This is a genomic window from Phytohabitans flavus, from assembly GCF_011764545.1.
In the GTDB taxonomy this organism is placed as follows: domain Bacteria; phylum Actinomycetota; class Actinomycetes; order Mycobacteriales; family Micromonosporaceae; genus Phytohabitans; species Phytohabitans flavus.
The window spans coordinates 8577302-8591662 of record NZ_AP022870.1; the positions used below are offsets into that span (position 1 = coordinate 8577302).

15 protein-coding genes and 2 pseudogenes are annotated in these 14361 nt (G+C 70.6%); 9 read left to right on the plus strand and 8 right to left on the minus strand.

Annotated elements, in window-relative coordinates:
- Window positions 1-129: 129 nt before the first annotated feature.
- The 7 genes from Pflav_RS44310 to Pflav_RS38195 all read right to left on the minus strand — a co-directional run bounded on the left by Pflav_RS44310 (window position 130) and on the right by Pflav_RS38195 (window position 6267).
- Window positions 130-1200, minus strand: coding sequence for a hypothetical protein (locus tag Pflav_RS44310; protein WP_197938841.1), 1071 nt, complete (start codon window positions 1198-1200; stop codon window positions 130-132).
- Entirely contained in the window at window positions 1119-2120 is a 1002-nt protein-coding gene (locus Pflav_RS44315) for an ATP-binding protein (RefSeq protein WP_197938842.1), read from the minus strand. Before Pflav_RS44315 ends, Pflav_RS44310 begins: the two co-directional genes overlap by 82 nt.
- Window positions 2117-2635, minus strand: coding sequence for an ABC-three component system middle component 2 (locus Pflav_RS38175; RefSeq protein WP_173041464.1), 519 nt, complete (start codon window positions 2633-2635; stop codon window positions 2117-2119). Before Pflav_RS38175 ends, Pflav_RS44315 begins: the two co-directional genes overlap by 4 nt.
- Entirely contained in the window at window positions 2632-3543 is a 912-nt protein-coding gene (locus Pflav_RS38180) for a serine/threonine protein kinase (protein ID WP_173041465.1), read from the minus strand. The genes Pflav_RS38175 and Pflav_RS38180 overlap by 4 nt, the downstream gene beginning before the upstream one ends.
- Before the next feature lie 275 nt (window positions 3544-3818).
- Window positions 3819-5453 carry a sensor domain-containing phosphodiesterase gene (locus tag Pflav_RS38185; protein ID WP_173041466.1) on the minus strand — a complete coding sequence of 545 codons (1635 nt, stop codon included), beginning with the start codon at window positions 5451-5453 and terminating at the stop codon, window positions 3819-3821.
- A gap of 14 nt (window positions 5454-5467) precedes the next feature.
- Window positions 5468-5677 (minus strand): hypothetical protein, encoded by a 210-nt coding sequence (locus tag Pflav_RS38190; protein ID WP_173041467.1) that lies wholly within the window; start codon window positions 5675-5677, stop codon window positions 5468-5470.
- Window positions 5678-5679: 2 nt separating this feature from the next.
- Window positions 5680-6267, minus strand: coding sequence for an RNA polymerase sigma factor (locus tag Pflav_RS38195; RefSeq protein WP_173041468.1), 588 nt, complete (start codon window positions 6265-6267; stop codon window positions 5680-5682).
- Between the two features lie 405 nt (window positions 6268-6672).
- Between Pflav_RS38195 and Pflav_RS38200 the strand changes: the two genes are divergently transcribed.
- The 9 genes and pseudogenes from Pflav_RS38200 (at window position 6673) to Pflav_RS38235 (ending at window position 13581) form a co-directional block, all read left to right on the plus strand.
- Window positions 6673-7575 carry a MurR/RpiR family transcriptional regulator gene (locus Pflav_RS38200; RefSeq protein WP_232072389.1) on the plus strand — a complete coding sequence of 301 codons (903 nt, stop codon included), beginning with the start codon at window positions 6673-6675 and terminating at the stop codon, window positions 7573-7575.
- A 16-nt stretch (window positions 7576-7591) separates the two neighbouring features.
- A pseudogene (locus Pflav_RS38205) lies at window positions 7592-8325 on the plus strand (sugar isomerase domain-containing protein).
- A 31-nt stretch (window positions 8326-8356) separates the two neighbouring features.
- Window positions 8357-9745 (plus strand): N-acetylglucosamine/diacetylchitobiose ABC transporter substrate-binding protein, encoded by a 1389-nt coding sequence (ngcE, locus tag Pflav_RS38210; RefSeq protein WP_173041470.1) that lies wholly within the window; start codon window positions 8357-8359, stop codon window positions 9743-9745.
- A 16-nt stretch (window positions 9746-9761) separates the two neighbouring features.
- Window positions 9762-10235: a carbohydrate ABC transporter permease gene (locus tag Pflav_RS48215; protein WP_332107832.1), complete on the plus strand. Its 474-nt coding sequence runs from the start codon at window positions 9762-9764 to the stop codon at window positions 10233-10235.
- Window positions 10127-10645: a carbohydrate ABC transporter permease gene (locus Pflav_RS48220; protein WP_332107893.1), complete on the plus strand. Its 519-nt coding sequence runs from the start codon at window positions 10127-10129 to the stop codon at window positions 10643-10645. Before Pflav_RS48215 ends, Pflav_RS48220 begins: the two co-directional genes overlap by 109 nt.
- Window positions 10642-11459 (plus strand): annotated as a pseudogene (locus tag Pflav_RS38220) (carbohydrate ABC transporter permease). The gene Pflav_RS48220 and the pseudogene Pflav_RS38220 overlap by 4 nt, the downstream one beginning before the upstream one ends.
- Window positions 11460-11499: 40 nt before the next feature.
- Window positions 11500-12690, plus strand: a complete 1191-nt coding sequence (locus Pflav_RS38225) for a family 16 glycosylhydrolase (RefSeq protein WP_232072391.1) — start codon at window positions 11500-11502, stop codon at window positions 12688-12690.
- A gap of 7 nt (window positions 12691-12697) precedes the next feature.
- The gene (locus Pflav_RS38230) at window positions 12698-13042 is read left to right on the plus strand and encodes a BadF/BadG/BcrA/BcrD ATPase family protein (RefSeq protein ID WP_173041471.1); all 345 of its coding nucleotides are present in this window, start codon (window positions 12698-12700) and stop codon (window positions 13040-13042) included.
- Window positions 12979-13581, plus strand: coding sequence for a BadF/BadG/BcrA/BcrD ATPase family protein (locus tag Pflav_RS38235; RefSeq protein WP_173041472.1), 603 nt, complete (start codon window positions 12979-12981; stop codon window positions 13579-13581). Before Pflav_RS38230 ends, Pflav_RS38235 begins: the two co-directional genes overlap by 64 nt.
- Window positions 13582-13597: 16 nt before the next feature.
- Here Pflav_RS38235 and Pflav_RS38240 read toward each other — a convergent pair whose 3' ends face one another.
- The gene (locus tag Pflav_RS38240) at window positions 13598-14347 is read right to left on the minus strand and encodes a hypothetical protein (RefSeq protein ID WP_173041473.1); all 750 of its coding nucleotides are present in this window, start codon (window positions 14345-14347) and stop codon (window positions 13598-13600) included.
- Between the last annotated feature and the right edge of the window lie 14 nt (window positions 14348-14361).

A 14361-nucleotide genomic window follows, 5' to 3' on the forward strand; every position in this document is an offset into this window, starting at 1 on the left:
TCAGGCTTGGGCGCTTTGCGCAGCCTCGCCACCGGCGATGCCGGCCGGGCGTTCGGGTTGTGAAGCGCGGAGGGTGAGGCCGCGGGAGCAGCGGTCTGGACCACCGCGGGCGTCGCGGTAGCTCAATCTCTATCTAAAAGGCAAATCAGTCTGTCTCGTCGTCGATGAGGCCGTACGGGGCTGGTCGGATCGGCGGCTGAAGCGCACGATCACGTCTTCCTCGGCCACGGCGGGCGGGGCGTTGTCGGCGACGATGACCTGCGCGCCGATCCCCGGGCCGGCTAGCCACCGGCGTAGGTGGTGGTAGACGCGGGCGATCGTGGCGGCGCCGGCGTCCGGGTAGTCGACGAGGTTGCGCTGCGGGCTGTCGATCAGCAGGAAGCCCGGGTGGGACGAGTTGGTCTCCCAGGCCACCTCGAAGACGGCGAGCTGCCAGGCGAGCGCGATCAGCGTGCGGCCGCCGGACGACGCGGCGGTGTAGCGCTGGCCGCGTAGGTGCGGCACGAGCCGCTCGTCCACGTACGCGTCGGCGAGTTTGGGATAGCGCCAGTCGGCGAGCAGCTCAGCGAAGCGCTCGCTGATCCGGCCGATCACCGCAGACCGGTCCGGCGGCGACTGCCCCGCCTCGGCAAGCTCCTCGCACAGCGAGGCGATCGTGGCGTCCTGCCGCTCGATGTCGCGGGCCCGCCGTCGCAGGCTCGCGACGAGCCGTAACCCGGTCGCCGCGCGCTCGTGCACGACGGCTGCCCCCTGGCGGCGCCGGGCCAGCGCGTCCCGCTCGCCGAGGAAAGGGGTGACGGCCCGGGCGGTCGCGGCGTCGACCTCCGCGGCGGCTGCGGCCTCCGCGGCCAGTGCCTGCTCGGCCTTGGTACGCAGCGTGGGCAGCCCGCCCTCCAGCTCCTCGATCCAGCGGGTGAGCTCGGCGAGCCGGGCCTTCGCCGCGGCCAGCTCGACGCTCACGTCGGGTGCGCCGCGCTCCGACTCGGCGGGCAGCTCGGTCTGGCACAGTCCACATCGGCCCTCGGTGATCGCGGGCGTGGTGACCGGGACGGTGTGGCAGACCGGGCAGGCGGTGAGCCTTACCGGCTCGAAGATCTCCTCCGCCTCCGACAGCAGCGTCAGCTTCGAGACGTCGTCCGCGTACTGCACGCGCAGCGGCAGCATCCGCCGTAGCTGGGTCTCGCCGTCGCGGACCGCCACGACAGCCTCCTCCGCCGCCTCGACCGCCTGTCTGTACCGGTCGCGCAGGTCAGCGGCGAAGCCCGGGTGGCGACCGTACGGGCGTCGAGATCGGCGAGCGCCGCGTCGATGGCGGCCTGCTCGGCAACGGCCCCCTCAAGCGCCCTGTCAAGGAGCGCGGTGTCGCCGAGGCTCTGCTCCTCGACCAGCTCCTGCGCCGCCGTATACGCCATCCGGGCGGCGGCGGCCCGCTCCTCGAGCTCGCGTATCTGGCGCCCCAGCCGGAGCGGCCGGTCGTCGTGGACGTCGAAGACCACGTCGACCACCTGGCGGAGCGTGAGGTGCCGGTCTGGCTCCCGCTCGAAGAGCAGGTCGCCGTCGAGGCGGTCGCCGAGCAGCAGGCAGAGCCACATGAGCTCGCGGAAGCTGAGCGGGTCGGCCGGCGAACCCGCCGGGTCGGGCTCGTCGCGCAGGGGGATGCCCTCGAGCTTGCAGTACGACAGCAGCAGGCTGGACAGGCTCCCCGGGTGGGCGGCCGGCCGTAACGAGCGGCGCTTGGCGACCTCGCCCTGCTCGTCGAGGCGTCCGGATCGGACGGTGGCCCAAGTGGACGGTTCGCCCACGGTCCGCTCGATCACATGGGTGGCGCCGGAGAGGTCGACCTCCAGCGCGGCGCTGCGCACCCGCGGCATGACCTCGGGGTGGCGCGGGTGGTCGGAGGCGCCTAAGCAGTAGTCGATGAACTCCAGCACCGTCGTCTTGCCGGTGCCGAACGCGCCCGCGATCACCGACAGCGCGCGCGCCGTCCCGTCCGGTCCACGGAAATCGATATCGTAGCTGCGCTCGGAGGCAGCGAGGCGGAGCCGGCGCAGCCGGATGCCTTGGGTGCGATCTGCCGGCACCGCGCCGTGACCCACGGACCCGCGTCCGTCCTCGGTCATCGTCCTATCCTCGGGAAGTCCAGCGAGCGGGGTTGCGCCCGCGCCGTCATCCATTGACTCATGACTTCCGCCAGACCACGATCAGGCATCCGGCCGAGCCGGTTCACAACCATCACGGCCGCTTCCCGGTAGGCGCGCGCGTACATCGACATGAATGAGCGTGCCACGTGCTGTCCAGTCGGCGTGAGGCGGTGCCGGACCCGACCGTCCACAACGACCGTGACCAGCCCGTACGTGATCAGCCACGCTAAGTCGTCGGGGATCCGCTGGCGCCGGGTGACGTACCGCTGCACCACGCTCGAGTACGAGAGGGCGCGGTCGTCGAACCCGGCCAGCCGCAGCCGGGTGCGGTCCGGATCACTTTCCTCGCGCGCGAGGAGCAGCGGGTTGGCCGCGAGGAAGTCGAACAGGGCCACCCGGTCCGCGTCCACCCCCTCCGGACGCACGTCGGCGACCACGTCCAGCAGCAGCGTCAGGCAGGCAGCGCGAAACCGCCAGTTGTCCTCAACGCTCATCGCTTTCCTTCCCCGTTGCCCCCGTTTGTCCCCGTTGCCCCGCGTTCCGCGGCCACATTCCGCCAATGCGCGACCCAGCCGGCCTGGCGCTGGTCGACGAGGCGGTGCAGCAGGCCGCAGCGGTGTACCGCGCCGGCCGCGAGCGTGGTCGGAAACGCGTGCTCCGACTCGCGGATGTCGCGCATCACGTCCGGGTGCAGGCCGGGCAGCATCGGGTCAGCCGCTGCGCGTCCCGCGTGCTCGTTGAACCGGCTCTCCCAGATCCCGTGCACGATCGCGTCCGACTCGGCCAGCGCGTCCAGCTCCTCGGGCAGCCCTTTGTCGGCCACGTCCCGGGCCAGCAGCTCGGCGTTGAAGTACTCCCGCTTGGCGGCCGCCACCTCGACATGGCCGGCGGCCCGCAGCTGCCGTACGAAAAGCGCGTCGTCGAGCCGCTCGGCCTCCGGCTCGGGCAGCGCCCGGACCGGCGCCCGGCGCTGTACGGGTATCGGAGGCGAGGTGTACGGGTCGTAGTAGTGCCGCCGCACGTGCGCCGCGTCCGGGGTGATGAGCAGATTGCGCAGCGTCGTCTCGTGCCACAGCTCGATGATGATGCCGGTCTCCCGCTGCTTGCGCGCCCGCCAGCGGTCCCACCACCGCGCGGTCGGGGCGTCCATGCTGCACGGCACGCACAGCACCCAGCGCCGGATGCGGTATCCCTTGGCCTGCGCGTTGGCCACCGCCGCCGCGAACGACGAACGGATGTCGGTCTGCCGGTGCCGGTTGACCAGCGGCCAGAAGTACTTCGACTGCCAAATCACCACGAGCCCGGAGAGTTCGCCGAGCAGCACGTCGATGCCCCAGTCGCCGGGGTTGGCCGCGATGAGCCGGGCACCGGGGTGGACGGCCGCGATGAGCATGGCCAGCATCTGCTCAAAATCCTCCCGCGCGCCGGAAATGTTTCCAGCGCGAATCTGGTGAGCCGCAAAGTTGATTGGCGGCTCACCAGCGGCGAGGGGCGGAACCGCGACCGCGGCCGTCATCTCTCTACGATGACGACTCTCGGTAGCTATGCGGCAACTACATGATCGTGAATGGCAAATTCGTCAGGAAAGAACGGTGAACTTTTGTCACGTCCCGGCGCCTCTACCAGCGGTTTGATAATTCCTCACGCTCATGCATGTTGCATCCCGCCCCTGTTGCGTTACGCCAGCGAGTCGATCCGCAAGTCGAACTCGATGGACGTGCCCGACGACGCGGGCGCACCCGCGATGGGCATTGGTGCGCCTACCTCGTAGCCCTGCGCGAAGTCGACACCGTATCCGCGCAGCAGCTCGATCGTGGCCGCATCCCGCACGTACTCGGCTGCGGTCAACACGCCGTGCGCCTGGCAAGCCTCCACAATGGACCGCACCAGAGCCTGGTCCGTCGGGGAGTTGACGATGTCTGTGATAAAAGCACCATCGATCTTGACCAGGTCGATCGGGAAAGACTTCAGGTAGATGAACGAGCTGTACGCCGCGCCGAAGTCGTCGAGCGCGAGCTGGCAGCCGAACTCCCGGATCGCGCGGGCGAAGTACATCGCCTCGGAGCGGTTGTCGATCCGTGCGGTCTCGGTGATTTCGAACGTGATCCGGCGCGGGTCGACGTCGTGCTTGTGCAGCAGATCCTGTACCCGGCCGAGCAGGCCAGGCTCGCCGAGCGACCGCCCGGAGAGGTTGATCTGGTAGTGCGGCGTGGGCGGACCCTGCGCGATCAGCTCGAACGCGTTGTCCATCACCCACAGGTCGATCGGCAGCGTCTCGTCGACGTGCTCGGCGATGTCGAGCAGTGGCGAGGGCGGCACCGGGTTGCCCGCGTCGTTGAGCGTGCGGAGCAGGATCTCCTGCCGGGTGATCTGGTTGAGCCGCAGGTCGAGGATCGGCTGCGTGTAGAGCGTGAACCCGTTGCCGGCTACCGCCGCGCGCACCCGGGTACGCCACGCCTCCTGCCGCTCGTCGGCCGGAGCGGGTCGGGGCAGCGCCTTGAGGGCGGCGCCGGTCTCCTTCGCGTGCCGCCACGCCGACTCGGCGTCGATGAGCAGGTCGATGCTGCTGCTCTCGTCGTGCGCCTCGAAGCGGACCAGGCCGCCCCAGGCGTCCAGCCGCAACCCGTGCGGCCCGGCGACGAAGAGCTGCGCGCGCAGCCGTTCCACCATCGTCTGGGCCAGCGACGTGGCCGGCCGCAGCCCGGTATCCGGCATGAGCACGCCGAACTCGCCCGGACCGAGGACGCCGCAGATGTCGGTGCGGCGGGCCAGCTTCATGACGAACGTGGCCACGACCTCGGAGAGGCGGTCGGGGTGGGCGCCGCCCTGCGGCTCGGTGGCGACGACGAGCAGTACACCGCTGCCGGAGCGCCGCGCGCGGTCGATCTCGTCCGTGAACGCGGCCCGGTCGCGTGGCCCGCTGCCCAGGCCGAGGCTGCCCGACACGCGCTCGACGATCGCCCGGCGCCGGGCCCGCCGCTCCCGCTCCTGGCGGGCCAGCTCAAGCTCCGTGACGTCCTGCGCGGTGCCGATGAGGCCGCCGGGCTGGCCGTCCACCCCGGTGAGGACCTCGATGTAGCAGTGCACCCACCGGGTGATCCCGCCCGGCTGTACCACACGGCAGGTCAGCTCGGTGGCCGTCCGCTCCAGCCACGCGGCACCGGCCGCCGCGCGGACCCGGCGGGCGTCGTCCGGGTGGACCAGCTGGTAGAGGGACTCCAGGCACTGGCGGACCAGCCCAGGTGGCCGACCGAAGATCAGCGACATCTCGTCGGACCAGGCCAGCTCGTTGGTGATCGCGTCCCACCGCACCGTGCCCTGCTTGGTCAGCTGCGCCGCGCGGGTGATCCGGGAATCTCGCCGGTGTCGTCGCTCAGCGGGTCGTGCATGTCGACGTCGCCCACCAGGTCGCGGCCGTCGGCCTTGGCCCGTGCGTACTGCTGCTGGACCCAGCGGGTGTTGCGGCCGGCGCTCGCCCGCTCGAAGACCGTCGGCTTGTGGCCGGTGGCCAAGGCCAGGATGTCGTCGAGGTCCACCGTCACCGCCCCTGGGCGCTGCCAGCGTGCGCCCGCTCGTCGTCGGCGGATGGGTCAAAGCCCGCCTCCTCGGCGAACCGCTTCAGCCGGCGGCGGACCGCCGCCTTGTACGACCGCACGGTGTTGTCGGCCAGGCCGAGGATCCGGGCGATCTCCGGGTCGGTCCAGCCCTCCAAGGCCAGCGCGAACACGGCCGCCTGGCGCTCGGGCAGGCGGCGCAGGCACCCGAGCAGCCACTCCTGCGCCTCGCGCGAGTCGGCCGGCGGCGCGACAAGGCGGTCGGCCGGCACCTCGTCGAGCGGCGCGGTCGCCTCCCGGCGCTGCCGGGCCTGCTCGTTCATCAGCTTGTACCGGGCCGTCTTGTACACCCAGGCCAGCGGCTTCTCGTAGCCGCTGATCTCTTCCCACTTGTCCCGGGCCGTGATGAACGTTTCCTGCACGGCCTCCTGGACCAGCTCGCGGTCGCCACACAGGCTCCGAAGGAACCGCTCGACCGCCACGATGTTGTTTCTGCAGAAGTCCTCGAACGAGGCATCCAGCTCGGCCAGCCGCCGTTCGGCGGCGGTCACGCTGGGCTCGACCGCGGTCACGCCGCTGTCACCTCGCCGGCTCCGCGCGCTGACACGCTCGTTCCCCCAAGCGTCAAAAGATTGATCATCGTTCGCTCCCCGCCCATCATGGTCCCGCATATCACTGTCGGTAGGAGTTGGTTGAGAGGTGCGTTGAGCCGCACAAGTTCTCCGCATGATCAGTGGTCATGCTCATTACCAGGCATCCTTAGTCCGATCGGCCAAACTAGAATGGCCGAACGGTGGATTGCGGTGAATCACGCCGACTTCTACGGAAAGTAGTCGCGGGCACACGCTTGGTCCTAAGTGGTCAAACGCCTGGCGTGACCCGCCCGCGAGCATCAAAATTTTTTCGACCGCTCTTGACGTGGGGTGCCGGTCAATCGTAATTTTCTTCATCACCAGGTAACGATGAAAGGAATTACGGTGGCGGTGCAGACCCAGGGCGTCATCGGCCGGCTCCGCATGGAGCTGACCACGCTCCCCGACGCGCTCCAGCGGGTGGCGGAGCAGATCCTGGACGACCCGGCCGAGGCGGCGCAGGCGTCCATAGTGGACCTGGCGGAGCGCGCTGGCACGTCGACCGCCACGATCACACGGTTCTGCCGGGTCCTGGGCTTCCGGGGGTACGCCGCGCTCCGGGTCGCGCTCGCCGCCGAGATCGGGCGGCAGGAGCAGGCCCGGTGGGAGACTGACATCGACCGCGAGATCGAGCCGGGCGACTCGCTCGACCGCGTGCTCGGCGTCATCGCCAGCGCCGACTCCCGGGCGATCCAGGAGACCGCCGCCGGTCTCGACCTCGACCGGGTCGCGCGGGTCGCCGACGCGATCGCGACCGCCGGGCGGGTGGAGCTTTTCGGGCTCGGCAGCAGTGGTACCGCGGCCCGCGAGATGGCATTCCGGCTGGAGCGGATCCGCATCCCCGTCTGGTACCGGGAGGACGCGCACAAGGCGCTCACCAACGCGGCCCTGCTCGGTCCCGGCGACGTGGCGATCGCTCTCTCCCACGGCGGGCGTACCCGCGAGGTGATCGAGATGCTCGCCGAGGCGGCCTCGCAGGGCGCGCTGACCGTGGCGGTCACCTCGTTCGAGCGCTCCCCGCTGGGCGAGACCGCCGAGATCACGCTGACCACGGCCGTGCACGAGACGACGTTCCGGGTGGCCGCGCTCTCCGCGCTGCACTCCCAACTCGTCGCGCTCGACCTCATCTACGTCGCGGTGGCCCAGCGCACGTACGAGCGCACCACCGAGGCATTCGAAGTGACCGCGCGCGCGGTCGAGGCGCACCGGCTGCGTGACCAACCCGCCGCGCGTAAGCGCCGCGGCTGATTTCAGGGGAGCGGGGATGACGGCACAGGCGTACCTATCGATGATCGGCGAGCTGGTGGCGAAGGTGGGCACCGGCCAGGCGGACGGCGTAAAGAGCGCCGCGAGCCTCATCACCACCGCCCTGGAGCGCGGGGAGTTGTGCAAGCGTTCGGCTCGGGCCACTCCGAGGCGCTGGCCATGGAGATCGCCGGACGGGCCGGCGGCCTCGTGCCGACAAGCCGCATCGCGCTGCGGGACATCGTCCTGTACGGCGGCCAGCCCCAGGCGGTACTGGAGGATCCCGGCCTGGAACGCGACCCCGGCGTCGCCCGGCAGCTCTACGACCTGGCGCCGGTCGACCCGCGGGACGTCTTCGTGATCGCCTCCAACTCAGGCGTCAACGGCGTCGTGGTCGAGCTGGCGCTGCTGGTCAAGGAGCGCGGGCACGGCCTGATCGCGGTCACCTCGCTGGAGCACAGCGGGCGCGTCACGCCGCTGCACCCGTCCGGCAAGCGCCTGTGCGACATCGCCGACGTGGTGCTCGACAACGGCGCGCCGTACGGCGACGTGGCCCTGCCCGGCCAGATCGGCGCGGTCTCCTCGGTGACCGCGGCGGTGCTGGCGCAGATGGTCGTCGCCGAGGTGGTGGCCCGCCTGGTCGAGGCGGGACAGACCCCGCCCATCTACCTGTCCGCCAACATCCCGGGCGGGCACGAGCACAACCAGCTCCTGGAAGCCCGGTACGCCGGCCGCATCCGGCGCACCGCCTAGCTCTCTTTTTCGCTCCCGAAGGGAGGCAACCGTGAACGCACATCCCACCAGACGCACCCTCTTGCTCGGGGCGGTCGCGGCGACGGCGCTCAGCGCCTGCGCCACCAGCGGCGCCGACGACGACGATACGAGTGCCAAGGGCGACACCACCGCCGAGAACCCGCTCGGCGCGCCGGCGGACGCCCCGCTGGAGGTGGTCGTCTTCAAGGGCGGCTACGGCGACCAGTACGCCATCGAGGCGGGCACCATCTACAAGCAGCGGTTTCCCAAGGCCACTGTGGACCACAAGGGCATCCAGCGGGTCGGCGAGGTGCTCCAGCCCCGCTTCATCTCCGACGATCCGCCGGACGTGGTGGACAACACCGGAGCCGGCCGGCTCGACCTCGTGACGCTTGTCTCGTCGGGCAAGCTGACCGACCTCGCCGAGCTGCTCGACGCGCCGAGCCTCGACGACCCGGCGAAGAAGGTCCGGGACACGCTGATGCCCGGCGTGGTCGAGGAAGGCACGTATGACGGCAAGGTCTTCGTGCTCAACTACTCGTCGGTCCTCTGGGGCATCTGGTACTCCAAGTCGCTCTTCGCCAAGAACGGCTGGACGTACCCGACCACGTGGACCGAGATGCTCACGCTCGGCGACGAGATCAAGAAGGCCGGCATCGCGCCGTGGACCTGGCAGGGCAAGTTCCCCGAGTACATGAACGACCCGCTGATCTCGCTGGCCGCCAAGGCCGGTGGCCACGAGCTGGTCAAGTCGGTGGACAACCTGGAGCCGGGCATCTGGAAGAGCCCGTCGATGCTTGCCGCGGCGGACGCCATCTACCAGCTCGCCGCCCGCGGCCACATCATGGCCGGCTCCGAGGCGCTGTCGCACACCGAGGCGCAGAACGCGTGGAGCAAGGGCCAGGCCGCGTTCATCCCCTGCGGTTCGTGGCTGGAGGGTGAGCAGCAGCAGGTCACCCCGGCTGGGTTCGACATGGTGCTGGGCACGGTCCCGGCGCTGACCGGTGCGGACAAGCTGCCCGCAGGTGCGGTGATGGCCGCGAGCAGCGAGTCGTTCCTTGTACCCGCCAAGGCCGGCAACGCCCGCGGCGGCCTGGAGTACCTGCGGATCCTCTTCTCGCAGAAGGTGGCCCGCGGCTTCGCCCAGAACTCCAAGGCGCTGCCGGTCGTCACCGGCGCCACCGACGGGCTGACGCTCAGCAGCGGCCTCGCCTCCGCGGCCGAGACCGTCAAGGCGGCCGGCTCGAACATGTTCGGCTACCGCTTCCGTACCTGGTACCCGCCGCTGTCCAAGGCGCTCGACGACGCCACGGGCGAGTTGCTCACCAAGCGGACCACGCCGGACAAGTGGGCGGAGCGGGTGCAGAAGGCGGCCGACACCGTCGCCGCCGACTCTTCGGTCGCCAAGCAGAAGCGCTGAGCGCGGGAGGGTGACCATGCGGCACGGCCGGTACCGGTTTCTGGCCGGGGCGATGCTCCCGCCCCTGCTGCTGTACGCCGTCTTCGTCGTGTCGCCGTACGCGCAGGCGTTCTACCTGGCCTTCACCGACTTCAACGGCGTTTCCAGCGACGTCAACATCGTTGGCCTGGACAACTTCACTCGACTGTGGAGTGACCCGCTGTTTCTGTCGGCGCTGCGCCACAACGGCCTGATGCTCGTGGTCGTGCCGCTGGTCACCATCGCGCTCGCCCTCTTCTTCGCCGCCTCCACCCGGGCCAGCCGCCTCCTGCGGGCGTACCGGGTGCTGTACTTCTTCCCCAGCTCCTCTCCGTGGCCATCGTCGCCGTGCTGTGGCAGTTCGTGTACACCCCCAACAGCGGGCTGCTCAACGGCTTCCTCGACCGGATCGGGTTGTCCACACTGGAGCGTTCGTGGCTGGCCGAGCCGAGGTTCGCGCTCTGGTGCGTGATGGCGGCGATGATCTGGTCGGCGGTCGGCTTCTACGTCGTGCTCTTCGCGGCGGCGATCGAGTCGATCCCGGCGGACATCACCGAGGCGGCGCTGATCGACGGCGCCGGGCCGTTCACGCTCTTCCGGCGGATCACGCTCCCGCTCGTGTGGGACAGCGTGCAGGTCGCGTTCGTCTACCTGGGCATCATCGCGCTCGACGGCTTCGCCCTCGTACAGATCATGACGGTGGGGCCGGGCGGGCCGGACAACAGCACCGAGGTGATGGGGCTGTCGCTCTACCGCAACGCGTTCACGTACGCCAAGTACGGCTACGCCTCCGCGATGGGCGTCGCGCTCTTCTTCCTCACCCTGACCCTGACCGCGCTCATGCTCCGGGCCACGCGACGCGAGCGGGTGGAGCTGGCATGAAACCAAGTCGCCTCGTACACGTGGTGCTCCTCGTCTGGGCGCTGCTCGTCACGCTCCCTCTACTGTGGGCGGTCGTCTCCTCGCTCAAGACCGACGCGGAGATCTTCGACAGCCCGTGGTCGCTGCCGGCCACCCCCGCTTCGACAACTGGGCCCGCGCCTGGGCCGAGGCGTCGATCGGCCGGTACCTCTTCAACACTGTCCTCGTGGTCGGTGGCGCACTCCTGCTCACCATGCTCTTCGGCGCGCTCGTCGCGTACTGCCTGGCCCGCTATCCCTTTCCAGGCAACCGGATCGTCTACTACACGCTGGTCGCCGGCATGCTCTTCCCGGTCTTCCTGGCGCTCGTACCGCTCTTCTTCGTGGTCGATCAGCTGGGCATGCTCGGCACCTACCACGGGCTGATCCTCGTGTACACCGCGTACGCCCTGCCGTTCACCGTCTTCTTCCTGCACGCCTTCTTCCGCACCCTGCCGACCGCCGTCGCGGAGGCCGCGTTTCTCGACGGGTGCTCGCACGCGGCGGTGTTCTTCCGCATCATGCTGCCGATGGCCCGCCCCGGCCTGGTCAGCGTGGGCATCTTCAACTTCCTCGGCCTGTGGAACCAGTACCTGCTTCCCCTTGTGCTCAACCCGGATCCGGACCGGTACGTCCTGGCTCAGGGACTCGCGTTCCTGGCCGTGAGTCAGGGCTATCGCAGCGACTGGAGCGGCCTGTTCGCGGGACTCGTCATCGCGATCCTGCCGGTTCTTGTCGCGTACATCCTGTTCCAGCGCCAGATCCGTGACGGCCTGACCGCCGGCGCGGTGAAGTGACGCCCAACCCCCAAAGCGCCATCCCAGAAAGGAGCAAGCCGTGAAACGCCTCTCCGCTGGAATCGCCGCGACCGCCGCGGCGCTCGCCGCCGGCACCGTCGCCGCCGTGGCCAGCACCGCCGCCCCCGCCGTCGCCCTCGCCCCCTGTCAGGTCCTCTTCGACGACTTCAGCTACAGCGGCCCGTCTGACTCACTGATCAGTCAGCGGGGCTGGACGGTGCGGACCAACTCGGGTGGCCCGGGCGTGCCGGGCGCATCCTGGCCCGCCTCCAACGTCTCCTTCCCCACCGTCGACGGCGCCAAGTCGCTCCAGCTCCAGGCGGCGACCGACGGTACGGCCGGCGGCACCAGCCAGTCCGAGTTCTTCCACCAGCGCAAGTTCTTCGAGGGCACGTACGCGGCCCGGGTCAAGTTCGCCGACACGCCGGTCAGTGGCAACGACGGTGACCACCTGGTGGAGACGTTCTTCACCATCACCCCGCTCAACGCGGCGATGGACCCCAACTACGGCGAGATCGACTTCGAGTACCTGCCCAACGGCGGGTGGGGCGAGCAGGGGCCGATCTTCTACCAGACCACCTGGGAGACGTACCGGCCGGAGCCGTGGGAGGCGGTGAACACGCACACCGCCCAGCGGCAGAGCTTCGGCGGCTGGCATGACCTGATCTTCACGGTCTCCGGCGGCCACGTGAAGTACTACGTGGACGGTGCGCTCGTCGCCGACCACAGCGGCATCTACTACCCCGAGACGCCCATGTCGATCAACTTCAACCTGTGGTTCATCGACACCGCGGCCCACTCAGGCGGCATGTCCACCTACCGCCAGCAGGTCGACTACCTCTACCACACCGTGAACGAGGCGCTCACGCCCGCCGAGACCGCGGCTCGGGTGGCCGCCTTCCGCTCGGCCGGCACCACGCACACCGACACGGTCGGCACCGGCGGCACGTGCCCCACGCCTCCCGTGTCGCCGTCCGTCTCCCCGACGGTTTCGCCTTCGGTTTCGCCGACCGTCAACCCGACCGGCGGCCCCGGCTGCTCCACCGCACCGTTCTGGAACATCAACTCCGTGTACCTGGCCGGCAACACGGTCCGGCACCAGCGCAGCGCGAACGGCGTGCCCGGCGGCCCGCCCTCCGGTGACGGCGTGCACCTGTGGCGGGCCCGCTGGTGGACGCAGGGCAGCGAGCCCGGCTGGACCCAGCAGTGGGAAGACCTCGGGCGCTGCTGACCCGTACATGACCCTGGTCCTCGGTATCGACATCGGTGGCACCGCGACCCGTGCGGTCGTCACCACCCTCGGCGGCACCCGTGCCGGCTCCGGCCGCGCGGGTGCCGCCAACCCCGTCACCGTCCCCGCCAGCGAGGCGGCGGCCAACCTGACGGCCGCCCTCACCGCCGCGCTGTCCACAGTCGACACAGACAGGATCGGGGCGGCGGTCGCGGGCGCCGCGGGAGCGTCGCGGCCCGCCGTGATCCAGGCCGCGTTCGACACCCTGGGGTACGGTGCCCGCTGCGCGTGGTCGGCGACGCGGAGGTCGCGTTCGCCGCCGGCACCGGCGAGCCGGCCGGGAGCGTGCTGATCTCCGGCACCGGCGCGGTGGCGGCCGAGATCAGCGAGGGCGGCATCGTGCGTATCGCCGACGGCCTCGGCTGGCTCCTCGGTGACCTGGGCTCCGGCTTCTGGATCGGCCGCGCCGCGGCGACCGCCACCGCCCGCACCCTCTACCGCGGCGACCCACCCGGGCCGCTGGTCGAGCGGGTCACCGCCGCGGTGGGCGAGGGGGCCGCCGACCCGTTCGTGGTGGCGGTACACGCGAGGCCACCCCGCGAGCTGGCCACACTCGCCCCGCTCGTCACGTCCGCGGCCGCCGACGGTGACGCGCTGGCGGTATCCATCATGGACGAGGCGGCGACGCATCTGTGCCGTACTCTCGCCGAGATCCGCGAGCCAGGCGACCGCAGCCCGATCGTGCTGGCCGGCGGCGTGCTCCGGCACTGCCTACCGCTGCGCGCTTCGGTACACGGCCGGATCGCCACGACCTGGCCCGACGCACCTGTGTGCGCCGCCGGCCCAGGCGAGGAGGGCGCCGCGAGACTCGCCGCCCGCCTCCTGACCTGAACCTTTCGGACTGTGATTAGCGGTCGTCCGGGTTTGCGAGCAGCGACGGATCTTCGCGGATCATCGCGGCCAGGCGGGCGGCGGCGCCGGGGTTGTCCTCGTGCTCGGCCTTCCAGGCCCGGGGCTGCCGCTGCGGAAGGCCGCCCGCCCGCTCGGTCCACGCGGAAGGCTCGGCCGAATCCGCGGGTGAAGCCGGTGCCAGGCCGCCGGGATCGGGGAGGAAGCCGGCCTCCGGAGCGGCGTGGCGGTGGCGCCGCTCGCCACCCGAACGGCCCGGGTCGCCACGGCGGCCCGGCTCGGCAACGCGGCCCTGGTCGACCAGGCGGGCCGGGTCGACAAGCCGGGGCACCTCGGGCACCGGCGGGGGTTCGGCCCGGTGGCCGACCGGGTACACGTCGACGCGCGGCCGGCTTGCCTCGGTCAGCGGTCGGGGCAGGTCGGTCATCGGCGGGATCTCGGCCGGCAGCACCGGTATCGGCCCGTCGCTCGGCGCGAACGTGCCGGCCTCGGGTCCCTCGACCGAGACGATTTTGGCGCGTACCACGCCGTCCTCCCAGCCGATCCGCACCTCGGCGCTGCCCTCACCCTGCTCGCCGTAGAGCGTGATGTTGAGATCGGGGTGGCGCTCGACCACACGGCGGACCGCCTCGATCGCCTCGGCCAGCCCGTGTGCCGTGGGCAGACCGCCGGACGCGCCCTCGGCCCGCCTGCGCAGCTGGTCCATCCGCGCCAAGCGTTCCAGTGCGTCGTCGAGTCCACCGCGCACTCTCGAACACCTCC